Origin of the sequence: Mucilaginibacter sp. R-33, assembly GCF_049949235.1 — a bacterium.
Lineage (GTDB): Bacteria > Bacteroidota > Bacteroidia > Sphingobacteriales > Sphingobacteriaceae > Mucilaginibacter.
The window spans coordinates 6134213-6159189 of sequence record NZ_CP188089.1 but is presented as its reverse complement, the minus strand read 5'-3'; the positions used below and the strand labels follow the sequence as shown (position 1 = coordinate 6159189).

Annotated in this window: 27 protein-coding genes; 9 read left to right on the top strand and 18 right to left on the bottom strand. The window is 44.0% G+C overall.

Going from position 1 to position 24977, the window contains the following annotated elements:
* Positions 1-77: 77 nt before the first annotated feature.
* From ACP26M_RS25650 to ilvA, 9 genes are all read left to right on the top strand, one after another.
* The gene (locus tag ACP26M_RS25650; RefSeq protein ID WP_426584458.1) at positions 78-368 is read left to right on the top strand and encodes an antibiotic biosynthesis monooxygenase family protein; all 291 of its coding nucleotides are present in this window, start codon (positions 78-80) and stop codon (positions 366-368) included.
* 50 nt (positions 369-418) lie between these two features.
* A complete protein-coding gene (leuD, locus tag ACP26M_RS25645; RefSeq protein ID WP_426584456.1) occupies positions 419-1009 on the top strand; it encodes a 3-isopropylmalate dehydratase small subunit in 591 nt (196 codons plus the stop codon).
* Positions 1010-1088: 79 nt separating this feature from the next.
* A complete protein-coding gene (locus ACP26M_RS25640) occupies positions 1089-1886 on the top strand; it encodes a methyltransferase domain-containing protein (RefSeq protein WP_426584454.1) in 798 nt (265 codons plus the stop codon).
* A 57-nt stretch (positions 1887-1943) separates the two neighbouring features.
* Positions 1944-3014 carry a 3-isopropylmalate dehydrogenase gene (leuB, locus tag ACP26M_RS25635; protein WP_426589773.1) on the top strand — a complete coding sequence of 357 codons (1071 nt, stop codon included), beginning with the start codon at positions 1944-1946 and terminating at the stop codon, positions 3012-3014.
* Between the two features lie 8 nt (positions 3015-3022).
* The gene (locus ACP26M_RS25630; protein ID WP_426584452.1) at positions 3023-3424 is read left to right on the top strand and encodes a hypothetical protein; all 402 of its coding nucleotides are present in this window, start codon (positions 3023-3025) and stop codon (positions 3422-3424) included.
* Positions 3425-3435: 11 nt separating this feature from the next.
* A complete protein-coding gene (locus ACP26M_RS25625) occupies positions 3436-3816 on the top strand; it encodes a hypothetical protein (protein WP_426584450.1) in 381 nt (126 codons plus the stop codon).
* A 253-nt stretch (positions 3817-4069) separates the two neighbouring features.
* Positions 4070-4825: a class I SAM-dependent methyltransferase gene (locus ACP26M_RS25620; RefSeq protein WP_426584448.1), complete on the top strand. Its 756-nt coding sequence runs from the start codon at positions 4070-4072 to the stop codon at positions 4823-4825.
* A 213-nt stretch (positions 4826-5038) separates the two neighbouring features.
* Entirely contained in the window at positions 5039-6205 is a 1167-nt protein-coding gene (locus tag ACP26M_RS25615; RefSeq protein ID WP_110585567.1) for a 2-isopropylmalate synthase, read from the top strand.
* A 2-nt stretch (positions 6206-6207) separates the two neighbouring features.
* A complete protein-coding gene (gene ilvA / locus ACP26M_RS25610) occupies positions 6208-7458 on the top strand; it encodes a threonine ammonia-lyase IlvA (RefSeq protein WP_426584445.1) in 1251 nt (416 codons plus the stop codon).
* Between the two features lie 118 nt (positions 7459-7576).
* Here the strand turns inward: ilvA and ftcD are convergent, their stop codons facing one another.
* From ftcD to ACP26M_RS25520, 18 genes are all read right to left on the bottom strand, one after another.
* Positions 7577-9265 carry a glutamate formimidoyltransferase gene (gene ftcD / locus ACP26M_RS25605; protein WP_426584443.1) on the bottom strand — a complete coding sequence of 563 codons (1689 nt, stop codon included), beginning with the start codon at positions 9263-9265 and terminating at the stop codon, positions 7577-7579.
* A gap of 74 nt (positions 9266-9339) precedes the next feature.
* A complete protein-coding gene (gene hutI / locus ACP26M_RS25600) occupies positions 9340-10560 on the bottom strand; it encodes an imidazolonepropionase (protein WP_426584441.1) in 1221 nt (406 codons plus the stop codon).
* Between the two features lie 190 nt (positions 10561-10750).
* Positions 10751-12424 carry a urocanate hydratase gene (gene hutU, locus ACP26M_RS25595; protein WP_426584439.1) on the bottom strand — a complete coding sequence of 558 codons (1674 nt, stop codon included), beginning with the start codon at positions 12422-12424 and terminating at the stop codon, positions 10751-10753.
* Complete coding sequence (gene hutH, locus ACP26M_RS25590; RefSeq protein ID WP_426584437.1) at positions 12402-13961, bottom strand: histidine ammonia-lyase; 1560 nt, start codon at positions 13959-13961, stop codon at positions 12402-12404. The genes hutU and hutH overlap by 23 nt, the downstream gene beginning before the upstream one ends.
* Positions 13954-14463 carry a MarR family winged helix-turn-helix transcriptional regulator gene (locus ACP26M_RS25585; RefSeq protein ID WP_426584435.1) on the bottom strand — a complete coding sequence of 170 codons (510 nt, stop codon included), beginning with the start codon at positions 14461-14463 and terminating at the stop codon, positions 13954-13956. Before ACP26M_RS25585 ends, hutH begins: the two co-directional genes overlap by 8 nt.
* Positions 14464-14579: 116 nt before the next feature.
* Positions 14580-15407 (bottom strand): OmpA family protein, encoded by an 828-nt coding sequence (locus ACP26M_RS25580; protein WP_229701752.1) that lies wholly within the window; start codon positions 15405-15407, stop codon positions 14580-14582.
* Between the two features lie 24 nt (positions 15408-15431).
* Positions 15432-16094: a DUF2461 domain-containing protein gene (locus ACP26M_RS25575; RefSeq protein ID WP_426584432.1), complete on the bottom strand. Its 663-nt coding sequence runs from the start codon at positions 16092-16094 to the stop codon at positions 15432-15434.
* A complete protein-coding gene (locus ACP26M_RS25570) occupies positions 16072-16476 on the bottom strand; it encodes a DUF983 domain-containing protein (RefSeq protein WP_426584430.1) in 405 nt (134 codons plus the stop codon). Before ACP26M_RS25570 ends, ACP26M_RS25575 begins: the two co-directional genes overlap by 23 nt.
* A gap of 53 nt (positions 16477-16529) precedes the next feature.
* Positions 16530-16808 carry a hypothetical protein gene (locus ACP26M_RS25565; protein WP_426584428.1) on the bottom strand — a complete coding sequence of 93 codons (279 nt, stop codon included), beginning with the start codon at positions 16806-16808 and terminating at the stop codon, positions 16530-16532.
* A gap of 25 nt (positions 16809-16833) precedes the next feature.
* Entirely contained in the window at positions 16834-17409 is a 576-nt protein-coding gene (locus ACP26M_RS25560) for a DUF420 domain-containing protein (RefSeq protein ID WP_413321064.1), read from the bottom strand.
* A 6-nt stretch (positions 17410-17415) separates the two neighbouring features.
* Positions 17416-18114, bottom strand: a complete 699-nt coding sequence (locus tag ACP26M_RS25555) for an SCO family protein (protein ID WP_426584426.1) — start codon at positions 18112-18114, stop codon at positions 17416-17418.
* Positions 18114-18452: a cytochrome C oxidase subunit IV family protein gene (locus tag ACP26M_RS25550; protein WP_090530131.1), complete on the bottom strand. Its 339-nt coding sequence runs from the start codon at positions 18450-18452 to the stop codon at positions 18114-18116. Before ACP26M_RS25550 ends, ACP26M_RS25555 begins: the two co-directional genes overlap by 1 nt.
* Positions 18453-18465: 13 nt before the next feature.
* Entirely contained in the window at positions 18466-19185 is a 720-nt protein-coding gene (locus ACP26M_RS25545; protein WP_274986395.1) for a cytochrome c oxidase subunit 3, read from the bottom strand.
* A 21-nt stretch (positions 19186-19206) separates the two neighbouring features.
* Positions 19207-19791 (bottom strand): cytochrome c oxidase subunit 3, encoded by a 585-nt coding sequence (locus ACP26M_RS25540; protein WP_426584423.1) that lies wholly within the window; start codon positions 19789-19791, stop codon positions 19207-19209.
* A 1-nt stretch (position 19792) separates the two neighbouring features.
* Positions 19793-20674 carry a heme o synthase gene (gene cyoE, locus ACP26M_RS25535; RefSeq protein WP_426584421.1) on the bottom strand — a complete coding sequence of 294 codons (882 nt, stop codon included), beginning with the start codon at positions 20672-20674 and terminating at the stop codon, positions 19793-19795.
* A complete protein-coding gene (locus tag ACP26M_RS25530) occupies positions 20671-21729 on the bottom strand; it encodes a COX15/CtaA family protein (protein WP_426584419.1) in 1059 nt (352 codons plus the stop codon). Before ACP26M_RS25530 ends, cyoE begins: the two co-directional genes overlap by 4 nt.
* A gap of 136 nt (positions 21730-21865) precedes the next feature.
* Entirely contained in the window at positions 21866-23755 is a 1890-nt protein-coding gene (locus ACP26M_RS25525) for a cytochrome c oxidase subunit I (protein ID WP_321555514.1), read from the bottom strand.
* A 20-nt stretch (positions 23756-23775) separates the two neighbouring features.
* Positions 23776-24966 (bottom strand): cytochrome c oxidase subunit II, encoded by a 1191-nt coding sequence (locus tag ACP26M_RS25520; RefSeq protein ID WP_426584416.1) that lies wholly within the window; start codon positions 24964-24966, stop codon positions 23776-23778.
* Positions 24967-24977 lie beyond the last annotated feature (11 nt).

Sequence of the window (24977 nt, the reverse complement as noted above, 5' to 3'; positions counted from 1 at the left end):
TGAGATTTGAGATATGAGACAAAGCCTCAATCACGCTCTCTCATATCTCACTTCTAACAGCTCAAGTCTATAAATAAATGATACTCGAAGTAGCCGTACTTAATGTGATCGCCGGAAAGGAAGATGCTTTCATCGAAGCATTTTCAAAAGCACAGGGCATCATATCAAAAATGAAAGGCTACATTTCGCACCAGTTAAAAAGGTGTATAGAAAATACAAGCCAGTTTGTTTTATTGGTTGAGTGGGAAAAACTTACCGACCATACAGAAGGCTTCAGAGGATCAAAAGAATACGAGGAATGGAAAGGTTTATTACATCATTTTTATGATCCTTTCCCAACTGTTGAACATTATACTGATATTGAGTAGGGAGATACAAGATCTCACATCTCATATCTAACATCTCAAATCTAAAAAAGATGGCAACTAAAATATTTAAACACATTCAAACCACTGTAGTGCCTTTGCCTATCGAGAACATCGATACTGATCAAATCATCCCTGCAAGGTTTTTGAAGGCTACTACCCGCGATGGTTTTGGCAATAACTTATTCCGCGATTGGCGTTATGATGGCGACGGCGCTCCTAAAGCTGATTTCGTGCTTAATGATCCAAACTTTAGCGGTAAAGTGCTGGTAGCCGGTAAAAACTTTGGCTGCGGCAGCAGCCGTGAGCACGCTGCCTGGGCCATCTCTGATTATGGTTTTGATGCTGTAGTCAGCAGTTTTTTTGCCGATATTTTTAAAGGCAACGCGCTTAACAACGGTTTGTTACCGGTACAGGTGAGCGATGATTTCCTGAAAAAGATCTTTGACGAGGTTTACGGTGATAATAAAGCAGAAATTGAGATCGATCTGGAGAGTCAGACCATCAAAATTTCATCTACCGGCGAATCCGAGACTTTCGAGATCAACCCCTACAAAAAGGCCTGCCTGATAAACGGCTACGATGATATTGATTATATCCTGAGCCAGAAAGGCAAAATTGAGGAGTTCGAATCTGCGAAGTAAAAGGTTAAAGGCGAAAGGTGGAAGGTCAAAAAAATGACTCAATGACCTAATGACAGCGGAGCTTAATAAACCAAAGCAAATGAACCAACAAAAACATATTCAGCGAGAAGGTAAAGGTACCGCCAAATTATTCGACGAACGGAGTTTAGCGAATGATTATGCTACCCTTGCCCCCCTGCTCAGGCCTGGCTTGAAGGTGCTGGATGTGGGTTGTGGGACCGGCGCTATTTCTAAGGATATTGCCGCATTGGTTGGTGAAAGCGGTCATGTTACGGGCATTGATAATACAGAGTATTTTATCCAGAGCGGTAAGGAAACTTACGCTTCGGTTCAAAATATGGAGCTCATCTATACCGATCTGTTCAGCTTTGAACCCGGAGAAAAGTATGACCTGATTGTATCCGCCCGCGTTTTACAATGGCTGAGCAATCCGGTTGAGGCTTTGAAGAAAATGTATTCGTTGTTAAAACCTGGTGGTACAGTATCCATTTTGGATTATAACCACGAGGCTTTGCAATGGCAGCCGCAGCCGCCGGCAAGTATGCAACGCTTTTATGCTACCTTTTTAAGGTGGCGGGGAGATGCGGGCATGAACAATCATATCGCCGAAGATCTGCCCGAATATTTGCAGGAAGCCGGTTTTACCAATATCGAAGTATTTAATGCCGATGAGGTTTACCAAAAAGGCGAATATAACTTTGAAGGCAAAGCAGGCATTTGGGCAAAAGTAGCTCAATCAAAGCAAATGGTTGAGGAAGGCTACATCGACGATGAATCGCGCTTGCAGGCCATTGACGAGTATACCCACTGGGTAGAAAACGAGGCCGAGCAAATGGTGATGAAACTAAAAGAAGTACGCGGTATAAAACCCGAATGAAATAAAAATCTATAAAACAAAAAACCGCTGCCACAGGCAGAGATTAGGGTTATGGGAATTAAAAAACACATATTAGTAATACCCGGCGACGGGATAGGCCCGGAGGTTACTACCTGGGGTAAAGCAGTTTTAGAAAAAATCGGTCAGGATTTTGGCCACGAATTTACGTTCGACGAAGCCCTGATGGGCCACGCCGGCATCGAGGCAACCGGCAATCCGCTACCCGATGAAACATTGGCTAAAGCTAAAGCAAGCGACGCTATCCTGTTTGGCGCTATCGGTCACATCAAATATGATAATGATCCGTCGGCTAAAGTACGCCCGGAGCAGGGATTATTAAAGATCCGTAAGGAACTTGGTTTATACGCCAACCTGCGCCCTATTATGCTGTTTGATGAGCTTCTGGATGCATCAAGCCTTAAGCCTGAAATTCTGAAAGGTACCGATATCCTTTTCTTCCGCGAACTAACCGGCGACGTTTATTTCGGCGAGAAAAAACGTAGTGAAGACCGCAATACAGCTTCCGACCTGATGATCTACTCACGTTATGAAGTTGAGCGTATCGCTATCAAAGCTTACGAAGCAGCCCGTGTACGTGGTAAAAGGTTATGCTCTGTTGATAAAGCAAACGTGCTTGAGGCTTCACGCTTATGGCGCGAGGTTGTACAGGAAATTGCCAAACAATATCCCGATGTTGAAACCGAACACATGTTTATCGACAACGCGGCCATGCAGTTGGTTAAAAACCCTAAAAAGTTTGATGTGGTATTAACCGCCAACTTATTCGGTGATATCCTTACCGACGAAGCATCGCAAATTGCAGGTTCAATGGGTATGCTGGCTTCTGCTTCGGTAGGTGATGGTACCGGATTTTTTGAACCCATCCACGGTTCGGCACACGATATTGCCGGTCAGGATAAAGCAAATCCGCTGGCCTCTATCCTATCTGTTGCGCTGATGCTTGAAATAAGCTTCGGTCTGAAAGAGGAAGCTAAAAAGATAACAGACGCTATTGATAAAGCGCTGAAAGACGGTTACCGCACCGGCGATATTGCTGATGCCCATACCGACAAAGCCAAAATTTTAGGTACTACGGCAATGGGCCAAAAAGTGCTTGAATATTTATAGATTAGTACATGGCCAGGTTAAAGATAGTCATCATGATATTGTTCCTGTTCTGCATGTTTGCAGCGGGGCATAGTGGTGGCCCTTTTATAATGGCAGAGCTATTTGTAATAATAGCACCTTTTGTAGGAGCTTTAGACAAGGAGATTTTGTTGATGTTACCGATAATCGCTTTACACATAACGGGCTTTATAGCTATAAGGCGATCTCTTAATAAGCTAACGCTTTGGGTAACCATTTTGCTGAGTTTAGTAGTCATAGCGGCAACAATTATGTCGCGCGGGGCACTAAGCCTTGTAATCTGGACAAATGGAACTTTCTTGGTGATGGCCGTCATTTATGTGGTGAGGTATCTTAAAGAAGTGAAAGAACGAAAAATTGAGTTTAACGTGAAATCCGATAACCTCAATTAACAATTGATATCATGATGACTAAGTTTAGCATCTTCATGATGATATTGTTCCTCTTCTGCGGCTATGGAGCCAATAACGGAGGAGGGACATTCGCTTTCATTGAGGTGCTGATGGCCATGAGCATGGATGATAACGAAAAGCTTGAAAACCTGGTTTTATTATTTGCGATAACAGGTCAGATAGCCGGGGTTTATGCCATCATCCGCTCAAACAGCAGGCTGATGTTATGGGTGATTATAGCCCTCAGCCTGGTAGTAATAGTTGTTACCGCAGCTTCGGCAGATGCCATTGGCAAGGTGATTTGGGTTAATGGCTTTTTCCTTGCAGCTGCAGTGGCTTACGTGATTACGTACTTTAAAAACAAGATAAAAGTGCAGGAAGGCATTAGATAAGCCTTTTTAAGTTCCCCTATTGAGAGGGGGCGCGGAGGAAACGAGCGAGAGCAGGGGTGTGTTATACAAGGGATAAGCAAAAAGTAGAAACACACCCCTCCCCCCTCTCAAGAGGGGAATCGCACAATTCCAACGCTTTTAAAGTTGAAGTTTATCCAAGAAAAAAATCGGTGAAATCATCTACTAATCGGTGTAATCAAAAAAAAATAAAATCGGTGTAATCAAAAAATCATCGGTGTAATCAAAGAAAAAAATGAAATGGAACGCTGATTTATACGACCAAAAGCATGCCTTCGTATTCAAATACGGAGAGGATGTGCTGGAGTTTCTGGATGTGAAACAAGGTGAGCGCATCCTTGACCTGGGTTGTGGCACAGGCCATTTAACTAAACAAATACAAGATAAAGGAGCCATTGTAAAAGGCACAGATTACTCGCCCGAAATGATAGCCCAGGCTAAACAGCTTTATCCTGATGTTGATTTCGCGGTAGAAAATGCAGCTGATTTTCACACGGTAGAAAAGTACGATGCTGTGTTTTCAAATGCGGCCCTGCATTGGGTGCTTGATGCCAACGGAGCTATTCACAGCGTAGCCAACAGCCTTAAAAAAGGAGGCCGGTTTGTTGCCGAAATGGGCGGCAAGGATAATGTTGAACGTTTGATTGAGGCTACCAAACTTGTACTGCATAACCATGGTTATAATGAACAGGCAGATAGTAAAATATGGTATTTTCCATCAGTTGGCGAGTATGCTACCAAACTGGAAGAGCATGGTTTCAGAGTGACCTACATGATTCATTATGATCGCAGAACCGAACTGCAGGACGGTGAACAGGGTGTAGCCAAATGGATTACCATGTTTGGCGCACAGTTTTTAGAAGGCATTCCCGAGGATGAGAAAGATCAAATTCTGGCCGAGATCACTAAAAAGCTTGAACCTTTTTACAATGACAACGGCCAATGGTACGCCGATTACAAAAGGTTAAGATTTATTGCGATAAAAAAGTAGATAGGAGACGTGAGATTTGAGATATGAGATTTTTTTCTCTAACTTGAATACTCGCTTCTTCAAAGAGATATGAGACGTGAGATTTGAGATATGAGATTCTTTATATCTCAAATTATACCTCTAACAAAAAATAAAAGAAACAAAAAATAACAATATAGATGATTAGGCATGAGCCTCAAATCTCATATCTAACATCTCAAATCTAAAAAAGATATGTTACACGATCCCAACCGCGTTTATGTTTTTGATACCACGCTCCGCGATGGCGAGCAGGTACCGGGTTGCCAGTTAACAACCCCCGAAAAGATTGAGATAGCTAAGGAACTGGAACTACTGGGCGTGGATATTATTGAAGCAGGTTTCCCGGTTTCAAGTCCGGGCGACTTCCAAAGCGTTGTTGAAATTTCAAAAGCTGTTAAAGAACCTACCGTTTGCGCGCTTACCCGTGCCAACAAAGGCGATATTGACGCCGCTGTAGCATCTCTGCAGTATGCTAAACGTCCGCGGATCCATACAGGTATCGGTTCGTCTGACATGCATATCAAGCATAAATTCAACAGCACCCGCGAAGAGATTTTGGAGCGCGCTGTTGAAGCCGTTAAATACGCAAAAAAATCGGTTGAGGATATCGAGTTTTACGCCGAAGATGCAGGCAGGGCCGATGTAGTTTACCTGGCTCAAATGGTTGAGGCTGTTATCGCAGCCGGTGCAACTGTGGTGAACATTCCGGACACCAACGGTTACTGCTTACCAGACCAATACGGTGCTAAGATCAAGTTTTTGAAAGAAAACGTTAAAAATATTGATAAAGCTATCATTTCAGTACATTGCCATAACGACCTTGGCCTGGCTACTGCCAACTCAATAGCCGGTTTACAGAACGGTGCCCGCCAAATTGAAGGTACCATCAACGGTATCGGCGAGCGTGCAGGTAATACTTCTATTGAAGAAGTGGTGATGATCCTGAAAACACACCATACCCTGGGCCTGCATACTCAAATCGACTCTAAAAAATTCTATGAATTGAGCCAGATGATCCGTACGCAAATGCGTATGCCGGTACAGCCTAATAAAGCTATTGTAGGTGCCAATGCCTTTGCACACAGCTCAGGTATTCACCAGGACGGCTTCCTGAAAATGCGTGAAAATTACGAGATAATTCGCCCTGAAGATGTAGGCTTTCCGAGCGCCACAATAGTGCTAACCGCGCGCAGCGGCAGGCATGCTCTGAAATTCCATCTGGAGCGTTTAGGATATACGCTGGATAAGGAAGAACTTGCTTTTGTTTACAATAACTTTTTAACGCTTGCCGATAGCAAGCTTGACATAAATGACCAGGATTTGCAAGGCCTTATGGCGCACCGACTGGTAAAAAATTAACAATGGAAACTGATACAAAAAGCCAGCTTGATTTTGAAGCGGCATACCAGCGGATAAAGGACGTTGTGAAACGTACTCCGCTGCAATATAACGCCGGTCTTTCGGCAAAATACGAGTGTGAGGTTTATTTAAAACGCGAAGACCTGCAGGTTGTTCGCTCCTATAAGTTGCGCGGCGCATACAACATGATCAGTCAGTTAAATGATGATGAGTTGAGCCGCGGCGTGGTTTGCGCCAGTGCAGGCAACCATGCCCAGGGCGTAGCCTTTTCGTGCAATAAAAAGAATATTAAGGGCGTAATTTTTATGCCGGAGATTACCCCCAAACAAAAGGTTAAACAAACGGCCATGTTTGGCAACGGTAATATAGAGATTGTACTCACCGGTGATACTTTTGACGATTGCCTGGCCGAAGCCCTTGCCTACACCGAAAAAAATCAAATGACCTTCATCCCTCCTTTCGATGACTACCGCGTTATTGAAGGCCAGGGAACCGTAGGCGTTGAAATACTACAGGACCTGCCCGATGTTGAAGTGGCTATTATGCCCATCGGTGGCGGTGGCTTTGCATCTGGAACGGGCACTTATCTTAAAAACAACAATCCTGATATCCACCTGATAGGCGTTGAGCCTGAAGGTGCCCCATCAATGCTGGGTGCCATCAATCACGGCAAACCCATTACGTTAGATGAGATAGACCGATTTGTTGACGGTGCCGCCGTTAAACGTGTTGGGGCCTTAACTTACAACATCTGTAAAGAGATCCTGAATGATATGTTATTGGTGCCAGAAGGTAAAATCTGCACTACCATACTCAAACTTTACAACGAGGATGCCATTGTGGTTGAACCCGCAGGTGCCCTGTCAGTAGCCGCGCTTGATGCCTGCAAAGAGCAGATCAAAGGCAAAAAAGTAGTTTGCATCATCAGTGGTGGTAATAACGATATTGCCCGCATGCAGGAGATCAAAGAAAAATCGCTGCTGTATGAAGGCCTGAAACATTACTTCATAGTACGTTTCCCGCAACGTCCGGGAGCTTTGAAACTGTTTGTGAATAGCGTATTAGGCCCTGGTGATGATATTACCCGTTTCGAATTCATCAAAAAGAATGAAAAAGAAAACGGCCCGGCACTGGTAGGTATCGAACTAAAGAATGCAGAAGATTATCCGGCTTTGTTGCAACGAATGCACGCGCACCGTTTTAATGTTATCGAACTGAATAAAGACCAGACTTTGTTTGAGTATTTGGTGTGATCGCAAATCTCAAACTACCGTCATTGCGAGGTACGAAGCAATCCCCGATTAGCAGGTTCGCCCTGTAAAGCTCGCGATTGCTTCGTTCCTCGCAATGACGTTTTGGAAGCAGCTCCGACTACTTCAACCCTATTTTCTCATTCACCAACTCAATGATCTCCGCTTCCAGCGCAATCGCTTTCCGCTCAATTTCATTGCCACGATAAATAACGTCAACTACATAGCTTTTATCTTTATAACCCGAAGCATTGATCTTTACATTCATGAATGCACCTAATACCGCAGTACGGGCGCAAAGGGCGGCCACTCCTGCATCGGTTATGGAATTGGGGTTACCTGTTAGTGTCATTGCTTTAATCACCTCCATGCTGTCTAAAGCTGCCTCCATTACTTTAAAAGGAATTTCAATAGCATAGCGGGTAGCATCCTGTATGGCTTTATCACGAACTGCCTTTTCCTCATCGTTTGATTTTGGCAGAGAGAACGCCTGCATGATCTGGTTAAAGGCTGTGGTATCCTGGTCAACCAATGCTAACAGCTCATTTTTAAATTGCTGGCCTTTTTGCGCCCAGTCGCTAAACTCCTGCCAGCGGTTGTCCCATCCTTTTTTATGCGAGCTCAGGTTAGCCACCATAGTAGCCAGCGACGCTCCTAAAGCACCAACAACTGCCGAGATTGAGCCACCACCCGGTGCCGGGCTTTCGCTGGCAGTTTCATCGGCCAGATCGGTAAGGCTCATGTTAATAAGTTTGCTGTCGGCTTTATCTTTCAGCAAATATTCAATGATCCGTTGTTCGGGTTTAAAGGGTGAAAGTTCATCAAGCCCCATTGATTTGATGGCTATCCTGATAAGTTCTTTTTCGCTTACTCCTGTAGATCGCTGCTGTTTCTCTAAAAAGTATTTGCCTGCATCAAGCATCGCTTTCAATGGGATCAATCCCACCAGCTCACTGCCGGTTACCCTGATGCCGCGTGCAGCAGCTTTATCGCACACTTCGTCAAAAGCTTTATGAACCGGGGTAACATTGATATTGGTCAAATTCATCGAGATCTGGGCAACGCCATATTCCTCAATGTACCAGCCGATAGCTTTTACAGATTTCAACGAACCCGGAATGGTTTTGGCTTTGCCATGTTCGTCATATACTATTTTACCATTGATTGGGTCCCCCTCGCGCAGGGTACGGCCGGCTTCACGCACGTCAAAAGCGATAGAATTTGCCCTGCGGACGGATGTAGTATTCAGGTTAACATTATAGGCTACCAAAAAATCACGGGCACCAATTACAGTTGCCCCGCGCTTAACATCGTTCTCCGCCGGACCGAAATCGGGTGCCCATTCCGGTTGTTTGATCTTCTTAAAAAAGCCCTCATACTCACCTGCACGGATCACCGATAGGTTGCTCCGGCTTTTGTTAGGCTGCGCAGCCTCATACAAATAAACCGGGATCTGTAACTCCTCGCCAACGCGTTTGGCAAGCTGCGTTGCATATTCAGCAGTTTCCTCCATGGTGATATTACTAATCGGGATCAGCGGACAAACATCCGTTGCGCCCATCCTTGGGTGCTCGCCTTTTTGCCTGCTCATATCAATCAGCTCGCCGGCTTTTTTTATGGCGCGATAAGCGGCTTCAATCACTTTCTCCGGTTCGCCTACGAAGGTCACTACAGTTCGGTTAGTGGCCTTTCCCGGATCAACATTAAGCAGGCTTACTCCCTCAACAGATTCAACTGCGTCTGTTATTTGTTTAATGATATCGAGGTTAACACCTTCGCTAAAATTGGGTACGCATTCTATTAATTTCATTTGAGAGATTGGAGGTTAGAGATCAGAGGTTAGTTTTTAGTGTTCGTGAGTAATCAGCAAAAATAATTTTTATATCAATGGTTGGCTGTCCATACATGATTCGGTTTTAGTTTTCCCTGTTGGTATAAGATCTCACGGTAATCATTACATGGATAGGCCTGCATATCGGCAAGCTTACCTTTGGTTAATACACCGCGATCATTTAGTTTTAATGCCTGTGCCGCGCGATAAGTTAAACCCGCGAAAACTTCGGCCGTGCTTAACTTTTCAGCTGCCGCCATTACCGATGCCTGCATCAGCAGATCGCCCATTGGGGCCGATCCAGGGTTCCAATCGCTGGCGATGGCAAGGCAGGCTCCGGCATCAAGCAGCTTACGGGCAGGGGCATATCCCATTCCCAAACCAAGCGATGCACCGGGTAAAGTTACAGCAACAGTATCTGAATTGGCTAATAATTTTATCTCATAATCGCCACTCGCTTCCAGATGATCGGCCGAAGCAGCTCTGGCTTTAACAGCTACTTCGCTGCCACCTGTTGTAAACTGATCGGCATGAACGGTAGCCTCAAAACCCATTTGCTTGGCCCTGCTTAAATAAAACAGCGCATCGCTGGTATTAAAAGCGCTTTGCTCAATAAAAATGTCAACACGGTTTGCCAAATCCTGTTGCTTTATCTTCGGTAACAGATCATTCAGCAAATATTTCAGGTATTCATTTCCGTCACCATCAAAATCTTTGGGTTTAATGTGCGCGGCAAGGCAGGTTGGTATAATATGAGCGCGAGTTTTGTTAGCAGCCTGATGAATGGCTTTAAGTTGTTTTAGTTCCTCTGCCACAGACAAACCGTAACCGCTTTTTATCTCAATAGTCGTTACCCCTTCTGCTAAATGCCGGGCTATCCGTTTCGACAGTAAATTGCTTAATTCGATTTCAGTGGCCGAACGGGTTTGCCTAACAGAATCCCAGATACCACCTCCCGATGCTGCGATTTCCAAATAACTTTTGCCTGCGTTGCGCATGGCATAATCCTTTGCCCTGCTTCCTGCAAAACAGATGTGCGTATGGCAATCTATAAAACCAGGTAACAGGATATGATCGCCGCTAATTTCTTCTATTTGCGCCGATGGATAGCTTTTGCGGAGCTTCTCAAAATCATCAACCGCCAATATAACGCCGTCTTCAATCAGCATACCGCCATTGGTAATAATGTGCAATTGCTCATCTTTCAGGGCACCTTTAAGCGATAAGCCTGTTAAAGGCAGTATTTGTGTAAACGGACCTGTTAGTTTTTTCATTTTATTCTTCCGTCCGTCATTGCGAGGGACGAAGCAATCCCCGATCAGCAGAGCTGCCATACAAATCCCTCTGTACAGTTCGGGATTGCTTCGTACCTCGCAATGACGCGTTTTTTATGTATTACGTCCCATCAGGGTCCTCTGCGAGAGACCCTGATGGGACGGTGATGACGCTTTTATATTTTATGCTTTACCACACTCTCAACCCAAACTTATCCGCCCATTCCGCAGCTTTATCATATCCCGCATCAGTATGCCTAAAGATACCCATAGCCGGGTCATTATACAGTACCCGTTTCAGGCAGGTTGCCGCGCGATGGCTGCCGTCGGCGAGTACCACCATGCCCGCGTGCTGGGAATACCCCATACCTACCCCGCCGCCATGATGAAACGAGATCCAGGTTGCACCACCTGATGCATTGGCCATCAGGTTGAGCAGCGGCCAGTCGGATACGGCATCCGAGCCATCTAACATGGCTTCAGTTTCGCGGTTGGGCGATGCTACTGAACCGCAGTCCAGGTGGTCGCGACCGATCACTATTGGGCCTTTTACTTTGCCGGATGCCACCAGTTCGTTAAATATCAGTCCGGCTTTTTCACGTTCGCCCATCCCAAGCCAGCAGATGCGGGCAGGCAGGCCCTGAAAAGCAATTTTCTCCCGAGCTTTTTTAAGCCAGGTAATTAATGGTTTATTTTCGGGGAACGCCTCGATCAAGGCTTGATCGGTAGCGTAAATATCCTCCGGATCCCCGGATAGTGCTACCCATCTGAACGGTCCTTTACCCTCGCAAAACAGCGGACGGATATAAGCCGGCGTAAAACCCGGAAAATTAAAAGCATCAGCTTCGCCACCCTGCCGCGCAAACTCGCGCAAGTTGTTGCCATAATCAAATGTTATGGCACCTCTTTTTTGTAGTTCCAGCATCAAGCTCACATGCCTTGCCATACTTTTTAGCGAAAGTCGTTTATATTCAACCGCATCGCTTTTTCTCAAAGCAGCAGCTTCATTTAATGAGAGATCATTTGGAATATAACCATTCAATGGATCATGTGCCGAAGTTTGGTCGGTAAGCATATCAGGGATGATATTATCTTTCAATAGTTTTTCGAGCAAATCACCGGCATCGCTTACTAATCCCACCGAAAGCGGCTCCTTTTTGGCGATGGCTTCTTTTACCCAGGCGATAGCTTCATGATACGAATCCGTCATCCTGTCGATATATTTCGTATCAACCCGCTTTTGGATCCGTGACGCATCCACATCGGCGCCTAAAAACACGGCACCGGCCATGGTTGCAGCCAATGGCTGAGCGCCGCCCATTCCTCCTAAACCGGCACTTACAATGAGTTTTCCGGCCAGGTCACCATTGAAATGCTGATTGCCGCATTCTACAAAAGTTTCATAGGTGCCCTGCAAAATGCCTTGCGTACCAATATAGATCCAGCTGCCGGCTGTCATTTGACCATACATCATCAATCCTTTTTCGCGCAGCTCATTAAAATGCTCCCAGTTGGCCCAGGCAGGAACCAGGTTACTATTGGCAATCAAAACCCTCGGCGCTTCCGGGTGGCTACGGATAATACCAACCGGCTTGCCCGACTGGATAAGCAACGAGTGATATTCGTCCAACTCCAGCAGCAACTCAATAATTTTACGAAGCGCATCAGGATTGCGGGCGGCCTGGCCAATGCCACCGTAAACTACCAACTCGCCAGGATTTTCAGCTACCTGGCCGTCAAGGTTGTTAAGCAGCATCCTGAGCGGGGCCTCGGTTTGCCAGCTTTTGGCATGAAGCTGCATACCACGCGGCGCTTTGTATACCGGGTGGTTGGCGTAGGTTTTAATAAATTCCGAACTCGTCATGACTTAAATCTATTTGGTGAGCAATAGCAGCATCACCTGCAGTTTTCAGCAGGGAGCCATCCGTAATCAGTTTGTGAAGACTGTTAATATCAATAGCAAAAACGCGGTCATCCTGTATAAAATCAACATGTTGCCTTACCAACAGATGGCAAGCTTCAATAACCGGGGTTGATTTTAACGGCCTGCGGAAATCCATAGCCTGGGCTGCGTAAAGCAACTCAATAGCCTGGATGTATTCAATATTATCTATCACCTGGTGTAACTTGCGCCCGCTAATAGAGCCCATAGACACATGGTCTTCCTGTCCAAGCGAGGTTGGCACACTATCGGCACTGGCCGGGAAACACAGGGTTTTATTTTCGGTAACGAGGGCGGCGGTGGTATACTGCGGGATCATTAAGCCCGAATTAAGCCCGGCATCATGCGTAAGCAGTTTGGGCAAACCGTAACGGCCTTCGCTCATCAGGTAGCAGCGCCTGTCGGCAATGTTACCAGTTTCGGCCGCTGCTGTGGTTGCATAATCAAGCGGCAAAGCCAGTGGTTGCCCATGGAAATTCCCCCCGCTAATGGTATCGTCGGCGTTGAAAATAACCGGGTTATCGGTAACCGAATTGAGCTCAATTTCAGTAAGCTCTTTCAGGTGCAGCCATGCATTGCGCGATGCACCATGCACCTGCGGCATACAACGTAACGAATATGGGTCCTGTACCCTATCGCAGTTTATGTGCGACGAATTGATTTCTGACCCATCAAGCAAAGTAAACAAGCGATGTGCTACCATCCTTGTGCCCTTAAAAGGCCTGATCTGGTGCAATCGCTTATCAAAAGGGCGGATAGAGCCCATCAATCCCTCTAACGACATGGCTCCGATCAGGTCTGCGCGGTTCAGGGCATCATCCAGCCGCTGTACAGCTTTAACAGCAAAGGCCAGGATAAACTGTGTGCCATTGATGAGGGCAAGCCCTTCTTTAGGGCCAAGCGATAATGGCTGTAAACCGTGCTTGTTTAAAAGCTTTCCAGCAGGCACCCTTTCACCATTTTCAAACACCTCTCCCAAACCAATTAATGGTAAAAACAGGTGCGATAAAGGCGCCAGATCACCGGAAGCTCCTACCGAACCTTTTTCCGGAACTACCGGAATGATATCGTTGTCGATATGCCAGATGATCCGCTCAAGCGTTGTAAGTGCGATGCCCGAATAGCCTTGTGCCAAAGCCTGCACTTTGGTAATCATCATCAATTTAGCAATTTCCTGTGGGATAGGTTTCCCTACGCCTACGCTGTGACTTTTGAGGATATTGCTTTGCAGCAAACTGGTATCTTCTTCCGAGATCCGGGTATCACAAAGCGGGCCGAATCCGGTATTAATCCCGTAAACCGGATGGTGGCTATGCACAATCTTTTCAACCTCGCGCCAAGAAGATTTGATCATGTCCGCAGCTTCATTATTAATGATACCTTTGGTTTTACCTGCTGCTATATCAAGGCAGATACCTATAGTAAGGTGGTCGGTGCCGTAATTAAATATTTTAGTCATTGCCGGCTGGTTTTAAATTGGTATTCAGTTTTTCAACGATATTATCGGCCAGTTTAGTTTGCCTGAAAGTGCTTTCAAGTGCGCTTATTGCCGGCAGTAATTGTTTTGCTGTTTCGTCTTTGGCAACGAGTTCAGCCATCGACAGGCTGATGGCATCCCAAACAGGTATAACCTGCTTCAGCAACTCACGCCCATCCGCAGTGAGTGTAACCAGTTGCCGTCTGCCGTCGTCGGTACAGGTATCGGTGCTTACAAGTCCACGTTTTTTCAGGTTAGTGATCAGCTGACTGGCAGCCGGATGTGATACCTCTATCTGTTCGCTTAATTCCTTAATGGATAGCGCATCATTTTTTGACAGCAGATAAAATACGGGAAACCAGCTGGCATCAAAATCGATACCTGCAGTTTGATAAGCACGATTAATTTCAGACAAAAAAGCTTCGCTCAGCCGCCTCAAACGGCTACCCAAAACCAAATGACCGAGACTTTGATATAAATTCATTATGCAATTTATATAAGCGCTTATATAATTGCAAATTTTATTTTATTCATTTGCCCCCGGAGGGAATCCACTTAAAACAAAAAAGCTCCCGGCGGTTATCCGGGAGCTTTCATTTATTACTTAGTGATCAGGTTGTATAACTCATCGAGCTTAGGGGTAAGCACGATCTCTATTCGCCTGTTCTTTGCGCGGGCTTCATCAGTACCGGAGGCATCTATCGGCTGGAACTCGCTCTTACCTGTCGCGGTAAGCCTGTGCGGGTCAACACCTTCAGTTTCGGTGAGGTAACGGGTTACCGAGGTAGCACGTAGAACGCTTAAATCCCAGTTATCCTTGATCTGGCCAAGGTTCTTTACTTTCTTATCATCTGTATGGCCTTCAACCGCCATATTGATATCTGCTTCCTTGTTAACTACTACGGCAAGTTGTTTCAATGCCGCCTTACCCTTCTCGTCAATAATAATACTGCCCGAAGGGAACAATAACTTATCAGCTAACGATACATAAACCTTGCCATTTCTGATATCTACCGTTAAACCGCTTTGTTGAAAGCCTAATAATGCCTTTTGCAATTTATCTTTCAATGCGTTGGTAGCCTCATCACGTTTCTTTAAAATATCTTCTACTTCCTTTAAACGAGCCTCACGTTTTTTCAAATCAGCGGCCAGTCTTGAGGTTTGGGCGGCCAATTCGTTAGCTTTTGATGATGTTGCATCCAGGTTGCTGTTTAATACACTGTTGTTTTTGCGCAGATCGGCAAGTTGGTTGTGCAGGCGGGCTGTATCTGCCTGCAGCTGTGCAAGCTCTCCTTCAAGGTTTGTTGTGCGGTTAGCTAAAGAGTCACGTTCGGCAACAAGGGTTTTGTATGCTTTTGGGGACATTACCTTGCACGAGTACATTGTGAAACATACAGCAGCGGCTAAAAATGCATATCTAATTTTCATAGTTATTAAGGGGTTTATATCGAATTAAGAAAGGGCGTTCTTCAAAAATACATTAAGCGGATGGATCATAGCGCACACATCAGTAACCTGCTTTTCAGCACCCGCCGTTGTAAGTTCTCTATCTTCCAGCTTATGCCAGGCCACAAAGCTTTTAAGCTTCAGCAGGTCGATATTTTCATTGTCGGGTTCATATCCTTTGGGTACCGACTTAAGCTGCTCCTGCTTCCTGAAATCGCCGAACAGCTTAACAAACGCCTTATCATCGATGATCTTTTTCAGATCGGCAGCATTGTAATCTATTTCCTGGCGAATGGCTTTCAGATGCGGTGCTTCCGGCATCCAATATCCGCCGCCGATAAATGAATTGCCGGGCTGGATATGCAGGTAATACTCAACACCTCCACCTTTTAAACCCGAGGTTGGCAAGCTTACCCCAAAGTTATTTTTATAGGGCGCTTTATTTTTACTGAAGCGAATGTCGCGGTAAATGCGCATCACACATTTTTTGGCATCAAGGTTCTCGTCCATGCCTGCTTCTATTTTGCGTACGCTATCAAGTACTTTCGTTGTAAAATCAATTACATTTTCGCGGGCTTTATCGTAGCGCTCTTTATTGGCGGCAAACCATTCGCGGTTATTATTTTCGGCGAGATCTTTCAAAAACTCAATACTTTCCTGGTATATCATCGGTATCTAAATAGCTTTGGTAATGTATCTTGGGTGATAACCAATACAACAAAAACACACGCGAATATCTGAAATTTACAGGAGCAAGTGCAAAGCAGCCAAAAATTATGGCACCAAGATATAACCATGGCGAATCCTGGTTATGAGTAATCATATAAGTAAGCCACGCAATGCCGAGGGCCTCGCCAACATTCAGTGCATAGCTAACGTACATGGCGGCATAAAAATAGCCAGGCTCTATCTCAAAAAAGAGGTTGCAATGAGGGCAGTTAAGATTTATTTTATTGGAGAAACTGTAAGGGCTACCCTTAAACATATCGCCGCGCCTGCAGCGCGGACATTTACATTTAAGCATAGCCCATGACTTTGGTGTTTGCGACACGATAAGTATCTTATAAGGTTACAAAAGCGGCAAATAATACCCGCATTTGCTTATTAATTCAGATTAAGTTTTTCGCCGCGCATCTCAAGCTTAACATCTTTACGACGGTATTTTTTATACCAGATGTACCCCCCCAATGCTACAGCAAAATAAGGAGCGCCCAATAAAAACAGGATCCCCTTATTTAAACCCCTTGTTTTTGAACTACCGCTTTGAGCGTTGGTTTCAACAGTAGCAGCGCACTGTGCGCACTGAGCTTTTACTGGTTCGCGTGCAATCAGCATAAGGCCAAGGGCCATTACAAAAAGGATAATTTTAAAACCTTGTTTCATAAGTACAAATTTAACCAATTATAAATTAAAAATGATAAAACGGGCGGATCATTAAGTAAACCACCACACCGCTCGCGGTAACGTACAGCCATATCGGGAATGCCCAGCGCACCAGCTTACGGTGCTTTTCAACCTGCATTTGCAGCCCGCGGTAAAAACTCAATAATATTAATGGTAAAACAGCTGCTGCAAGTATAATATGAGGCGTCAAAATGGTTAAGTATATTGTCCTCAAAAAACCGGCAGATGCCCTTTCTGCTGCTGACAATTGCCCATCGCCGTTAAGATCTCCGTAAACGATCTCGTTACGCATCAGGTAATGAAACAGGATATACGATACAAGGAATAACGACGATAAACAGAACGTAACAATGTTAAGTCGTTTATGTAGTGTTATATTCCCTTGTTTAATTTGATATAACGACAAAAGAAGCAATAAGGTACAAGTGCCGTTAAGTACAGCATTAAGCATCGGCAGGTAGGGTGTAAAAGCGGGAGCTACAGCCGGACCCGGTATCAGGTGCCTGTTTAACAAAACAACTACTGCAATTACAAATATGGTAACACCCGCAACAAAGCGGATTATAAATTTATCACTCATGGCAAATTAATATAACGGCTTATCAACTTTACGAAGCTCTTCGGCTATCAACACTTTTATCTCATCGTTAAGGCGGTTTACCTCTGGTGTTACCGCTGCTTTGTAATATCCACGAATCCGGTGTTCCTGATCAACCAGTACAAAATCATCGCTGTAAACAAAGTCGCTACCGGCTTTTGCAGCATTTACAAACAGCCCATTACGGGCAAAGTTGTAAACCGATGAAGTATCGCCACTGCACATCAGCCAGCGGTTTGATTCGGGCTTAAACGTTTGCAGGTATTTGTATAATACTTCCTGAGTATCATGTTCCGGATCAACTGTGATGGTTAAAAAGTAAACCATCTTGTTTTTGTAATACGTACCCACCAGCCAGTTCATGTTTTTGTTGATGGTTTGGCAAACCGTAGGGCAGTTAGCGTAAAAGAAATTAACTACAAAAATCTTTCCTTTCAGTGTGTTCAGTGTAACCGGCTTTCCTTCCTGATCGGTCAATTTAAAATCAGGAATGGTGTGGTAGATGGTATCAGGAATGTACTTACCATGAAATTTATGGCCTGTTTTGGCAACCACCTTTGGCCCAAAAACAGCAAGGGGTTTATACCTGTTTTTACCTTTAGCGGTAAGTAAATAATATAAAAATCCTGGTACTGCTAAGATGAGCACCAGGATCAGGATCTTTTTTAATATAGAAGCCTTGTTCATTACCTCAGGTCAACCCAGTGGTGGCTTTCGTTTGTAAGTACGAGGATTAAACCGATTATAAATATTACCGGAATTGCTATTGACAATATGAGACCCATTTTCTCAAACTTCAAGTGCATGAAATATGCAACTATATAAAATGCTTTAAGCAAGGTTAAAACGATATATACAGGGTTGGCATACTGTATTGGAAGAATTCCTTTAGGCACACATACAAGCGCGATAAAGAATTCGATACAGGTAATAACAGTTAAGATACCTGCAACCTGCCATATCCGCTTTCTGCTCATGGTTTCATGATCACCATCGTGATGAATTTCGTGCGATTCTGCTGACATATGATAAATATTTTTAAACTAAGTAAAAGAATGTAAATACGAATACCCAAACAAGGTCTACAAAGTGCCAGTACAAACCAACCTTTTCAACCATTAAATAACTGCCGCGTTTTTCGTATGTGCCCATTAACACGTTTACTGTAATAATAATGTTGATAATAACACCTGTAAATACGTGGAAACCGTGGAAACCTGTGATGGTAAAGAACAAGTTAGCAAACTCCTGCGAAGTCATATGTTGCACGGCTTCGGTACCGCCGGTAAATAACTTTTTAAGTTCTTCGGCAGGCGGAACACTTCCCCACCAGAAACCTTCATGGTGTAAATGTCCCCATTCCAAAGCCTGGCAACCAAGGAACATGAAACCGCCTATCACTGTAGCTATCATCCAACCTACAACCTCTTTTTTAGCATTGCGATGGCCGGCCTCTACAGCCAATACCATAGTAACAGAACTTGCAATGAGGATGAAGGTCATTAAACCCACAAACACAAGCGGTGCACCGCTATCAACTAATCCGGGTACTGATTGAAAAACTTTATCCGCACCTGGCCATACGCTTGCGCTGAAACGCAATGAACCGTAAGCTATCAATAATGATGAAAAGGTAAATGCATCCGAAAGGAGGAAAAACCACATCATTATTTTTCCGTACTCCACGTTGAACGGGGATCTTCCTCCCGACCAGGGCGAAGTTTTTACTTCGTCAATTTGTGAAACTGTTGTACTCATCTGTACTAATCTATGGGTGTATTAATTATGATTCAAAAGTAAAAAAACATAGAGATAAATCCATATAATATCGAGAAAATGCCAGAAAATGGAAGTTAATTCCATCTTAAACATATTCCTTACCTGGGGGATATTACGGTATGTACCTATAAGTGTATTTATTAGCAATAACAGCGCCGCAAAAATGTGTACCAAATGCGCGCCAACAAAAACATAAACAAAGGAGCGCGAAGCATTAGGATCAACAAAATAGATCTGCATTTTGAAGGTTAACACATAGCAGGCATAAATTTGCAAGGCAAAAAATGCTAAACCCAGGCCCAATGTGATCCATAAATACAGCTTCTGTTTGTCAAACTGCAATGCTTTAGCAGCTTTCGACGCCAAAAACAATGTGCCGCTGCTTAATACTATAACAATAGTGCTATACAAAAACGACTGAGGCATGATCACGTTTAAACCGTGCCCGCTACCTCCCGAATAAACGATAAAGCCGCTGGTAAAAGCCGCAAAAAGCATAAATGATGTGAATATAAAGATCCACATATTAAACTTTTTGGCACCAAGGTTAAGCCTGTCGTTATCTTGTTCTATCCTTGCCATCATCTCACTTAACTATAAAATCTACTAAAAACATTATCTGAACTACCGGCAGGTAAAAAAACGAGCCGAACATTAACTTACGTGCCTCTGATATTTGACGGGTACGTAACAGCATAAATGACTGGTATAAAAATATCAGGCTGCATATCAGTGATACACCGCCTACCCAGTAACCGCCATAACCATAAAAAGTTGGTAATAAACTTACAGGGACTAAAACAACTGCAAATATAAAGGTAATTACCGCACTTGTTAAATCTCTTTTGCCCGATGGCAATAACCTAAAACCTGCAAGCTTATAATCATCATCCAAAACCCAGGCAATAGCCCAGAAATGAACAAACTGCCAGATAAACTGGATTGAAAACAGGATTAAAGCTATCTTATCAATATGCCCATATTCCTGATTATGACTATGTGGCTGTGAAGCTACATAACCAATAAGTGGCGGCAAAGCACCTGGAATAGCGCCCACAAACACCGCAATTGGTGATTTACGTTTTAAAGGTGTATAAGCAAATGCATATAATAAAATGGAGAACACCGATAACATGCCCGTTAACAGGTTTAAACTACCCAACAAATATGTACCTGCCATGCCCATGCCTAACCCCAATACCAATGCCTGTCCTGTGGTCATTTTACCTGAAGGGATTGGCCTTTCCATGGTGCGTTTCATGAGCTTATCCAAATCTTTTTCGATGATCTCATTAAACGCATTGGCTGCCGAAGTTACCAAAAAGCCACCTATAATTAATTTAACCCAATCAATCCAAACAACGTAACCATTGGCGCGGCTCCCTATTAAAAATGATATGGATGCCGAAAACACTACCAATGAGGTAAGTCTCGTTTTAATCAGTTTTGAAAAATCAGCCCATTTCATCTGCTTACCTCCCTACCCTTAACACCTTGAAATAAATTCAAAAGCAAATAAAATTGTGCCCCAAATATTAAACTCGCCAATACGATGTGTGCTGCCTGGGCAACCGGTGGTAAAGCGAGATATGATAATAAGATCCCGGTAACTATCTGCATCGTGATCATCAAAAACGTAAAACTCATCAACTGCTGCTGAATAGAGTGCCTGCTAAAGCCTTTACGGATCAAAGCAAATAAAGCAACGTTCAACACCAGCACCAAAATAGCAATGTCCCTGTGATGCTGAAATATTTCGCCGGCATTGGTGATCCAATCTTTACGATAACCTCCTTGAAAATGGTTGGCAACCGCATCTATCTTCTCCCTTACCTCGGTTCCGAAAGCAATTTGCAGAACACTTACAAACAGTGCAGCAAGCGTTATAACGTAAACCAAAGGTGACGACCCTGAAGTACTTCTACCCGAAATCCGCGCTACGTGATAAGTATAAATACAAATAGCTAAGATAGCCAGCGCTAAAAGCATGTGTACGGTAACAATCCAGGCAATCAAATTGGTAGATACCACGATTGAGCCTAACCACGCCTGAAACCCCACAAGCACCAGATTAAAAATACTCAAGATTGCTATCCTCTTATCCGTTTTCCAGTAGCTGAATGAAAAAACAACAGAAAGCAAAAGAAAAAAGCCAGATAAAGCACCAATAAGGCGGTTGATATACTCAGTCCATGTTTTGCCTGCATTAAACTCCTCAGGCACAAGGATAGAACGATCTTCGCGGATTCGTTTTGCCAGATCACTGTAACCAAACACATCAAGTGTTTTTGCAAAACGCTGGTTCTTTTCAATCCGTTTGGCTACGTATTTCTGTTTATAATCTTTAGGCAGATCACTGATATCAGTAGGCGGAATGTACCTTCCAAAACATTTTGGCCAGTCGGGACATCCCATGCCTGAACCTGAGCTACGCACAACACCACCGGCAAGAATCAAAACAAAGAGCAGAACAATGGTTGTAATATTGATCTTTTGAAACCTATTTTTTCCGGCTGTGCTCATCTAAATAGTTCTAAAAAATTAGGGTACCTTGTTAAGTCGGAAGTTCTAAGTTTCAAGTTCAAAGCTGCTCAACTTGGGACTCAAAACTTCCGACTTAAGACTTAACCGGTACCCTAAAAGATCAGATAAGTATTAATTATTTTACTTGTTCGTTTGCTTTCAGCGTACTTGTAAACTTATTAAGTTCTTCCAAACCTGCAGGATTATCTTCAAAATCGTGCGGAAGGTTTGAGCTCATAGTTTGCGAGTAAGGAACAGTTTGAGGGATATAATCCTCTTCCGCACCTGGTTTGCTGTAATCATATGGCCAACGGTAAACGGTTGGAATTTCACCCGGCCAGTTGCCGTGTAAGTGTTCAACAGGAGTAGTCCATTCAAGTGTGTTTGACTCCCATGGGTTTTGAGTTGCTTTTTGTCCTTTGAAGATTGATACAAAGAAGTTATAAAGGAAACCAAACTGGGTAAGTGCGGCGATAATAGCAGCCCAGGTAACAAATGTATTGATAGTTAACCATTTCTGCATTGAAGCAAATTCGGTGAACGCATAATACCTACGTGGCACGCCGTCAAGGCCCATAAAGTGCATAGGGAAAAATACCAGGTAAGCACAGATAAATGTTAACCAGAAGTGCAAGTAACCTAATTTCTCGTCCATCATACGACCGAACATTTTAGGGAACCAGTGGTAAACACCAGCAAGCATACCAAATATAGCTGCCGAACCCATTACAAGGTGGAAGTGAGCAACTACGAAGTAAGTATCATGTAAGTTGATATCCAAAGCAGCATTACCCAGGAAGATACCTGTCAAACCACCAGAGATAAAGAACGACACCATGCCGATAGCGAACAACATAGCAGGTGTAAACCTGATGTTACCACGCCAAAGTGTAGCTAACCAGTTAAATGTTTTTACCGCCGATGGTACCGCAATGATCAAAGTAGTAATCATAAACACACCACCAAGGAACGGATTCATACCGGTAACAAACATGTGGTGGCCCCAAACGATGAACGATAATACTGTGATACCGATCAGAGAGTAAACCATTGCATGGTAACCAAAGATTGGTTTACGTGAGTTTACCGACATTACTTCAGATGAGATACCCATCGCAGGCATAATAACGATATATACTTCCGGGTGACCAAGGAACCAGAATAAGTGCTGGAACAGGATCGGGCTACCACCTTCAAATGGTTGCTGTACGCCGTTTAAAACGATATCAGATAAATAGAAGCTTGTACCAACGCTACGGTCAAATATCAACAACACTACACCAGCAACTAAAACCGGGAAAGCAAGGATACCTAATATAGCAGTAAGGAATAAAGCCCAGATAGTTAAAGGCATTTTCCAAAGGTCCATACCTTTTGTACGCATGTTTAATACAGTACTTACGTAGTTGATCCCACCCATTAACGATGATGCTACGAACAGTACCATACTGATCAGCCAAAGGGTCATACCTTCGCCAGAACCCGGCATTGCCTTAGGTAAGGCAGATAATGGAGGGTAGATTGTCCAACCACCGCTGGCGGGGCCTTTTTGTACAAAGAACGATGACAACATGATAACACTGGCCAAAAAGAAGAACCAGTATGAAAGCATGTTCATGAACGGCGAAGCCATATCACGTGCACCTACCTGCAATGGAATTAATAAGTTGGCAAAAGTACCGCTCAAGCCGGCAGTTAGTACGAAGAATACCATGATGGTACCGTGTATGGTAACCAAAGCAAGGTAAAAATCGGGGCTGATACGGCCGTTAGGTGCAAAGCGACCTAACAAAGTGGTTAACAGCGGGAAAGTTTTATCAGGGTAAGCAAGCTGGATCCTAAATAGGATTGACAAAATCATTGCGATAACCGCCATCGTAATACCTGTGATCAGGAATTGCTTGGCAATCATCTTATGGTCCATGCTAAATACATATTTAGACAGGAATGATTGGTCATGATGGTGTTCGTGACCGTGTTCGTCGTGGTGGGCTCCTGCGTGGTCGTGAACTGCTAATGTTGACATATCTCTATTTCTTATCTTTATTAATTATTTAACGCTAACCTATTTGTTGAAGCACCGCTTTGCTCGTTGTTTGCTGCCGCAAAATGAAGCTCTTTTCTTAAAGCATCGTTGAGGTAAGGCTTTTGCCTTGACAGCCATGACTGATATTCGGCTTCAGAAACAACACGTACAACTTTTTGCATGTTGTAGTGGCTTCCACCGCATATTTTGTTACAGTAAAGGGTATATTCAAATTTAGGGTCGTCTAATTTGGTACGCATTTCTGCGGTAGTAATAGTCGGGGTAAATTTAAAAAAGGTGGGTAAACCAGGTACTGCGTTTAACTGAACCCTGAAGTGAGGCATATAAACACTATGGATCACGTCCTGTGCAAGGATATTCAGCCTGATTGATTTGTTAACCGGCAGATACATAGTATCAACCTTTAAGTCATCAAAACTGCTTTTCTTTTTAAAGTTAACACCCAACAAGTTAGCGCCTGTAACCAAACGGAAATCTTTAGGACCTAATACACCATCTTTACCAGGGTAACGCAATTCCCAGGCAAACTGGTGACCGGTTACATCTATATTGATATCGTCTTTAAGATTTTCACTGTTCATGATTTTCTGCCAGGTAAAGAAACCAAACACAACCAGGATAGTCAGCACGATAGCAGGGGCAATTGTCCAAACTTTTTCGATGGTATTATTGTGTGGCAGGAAGTGCGCACGGCGTTTATCAGAATGACGGTATTGGAACAGGAATGTAAACAGCAGGATTTGGGTAACAAAAAATACTATCATTGTTAAAACAGTAGTGACGGTAAACATCTCATCTATTTTAACGCCATGAGCCGAAGCGGCTTCCGGCAATGTCATACTGCCCTGTTCGGTAAATGACCAGTAAGCGCCGTATAAACCTACTAAAAGGAAAACAATACAAATTACAGCCATCACGGTATTCCACTTAATGCCTTTTTTGCCTTGCATCTTTAAAGTAAGATCGTAGATCTTAAGGATTTTGCCAACGATAGCAACACCTAAGCAGATCAGGAAAAAGATAGCCACATAATATGCCACCCCGGTCCAGTCAACTTTAGGGGCCTCTTCCTGGCCCGGAGCCGCACCGGCGGCCTCAGTTTGCGCCATCAGCAGGTTTGTGCCCAAGAGCATAAACGCAGCGAAGAACGATAGTAATTTTTTAGAATTTATTAATTTTCTGAATCCCATTTTAGTAAGCT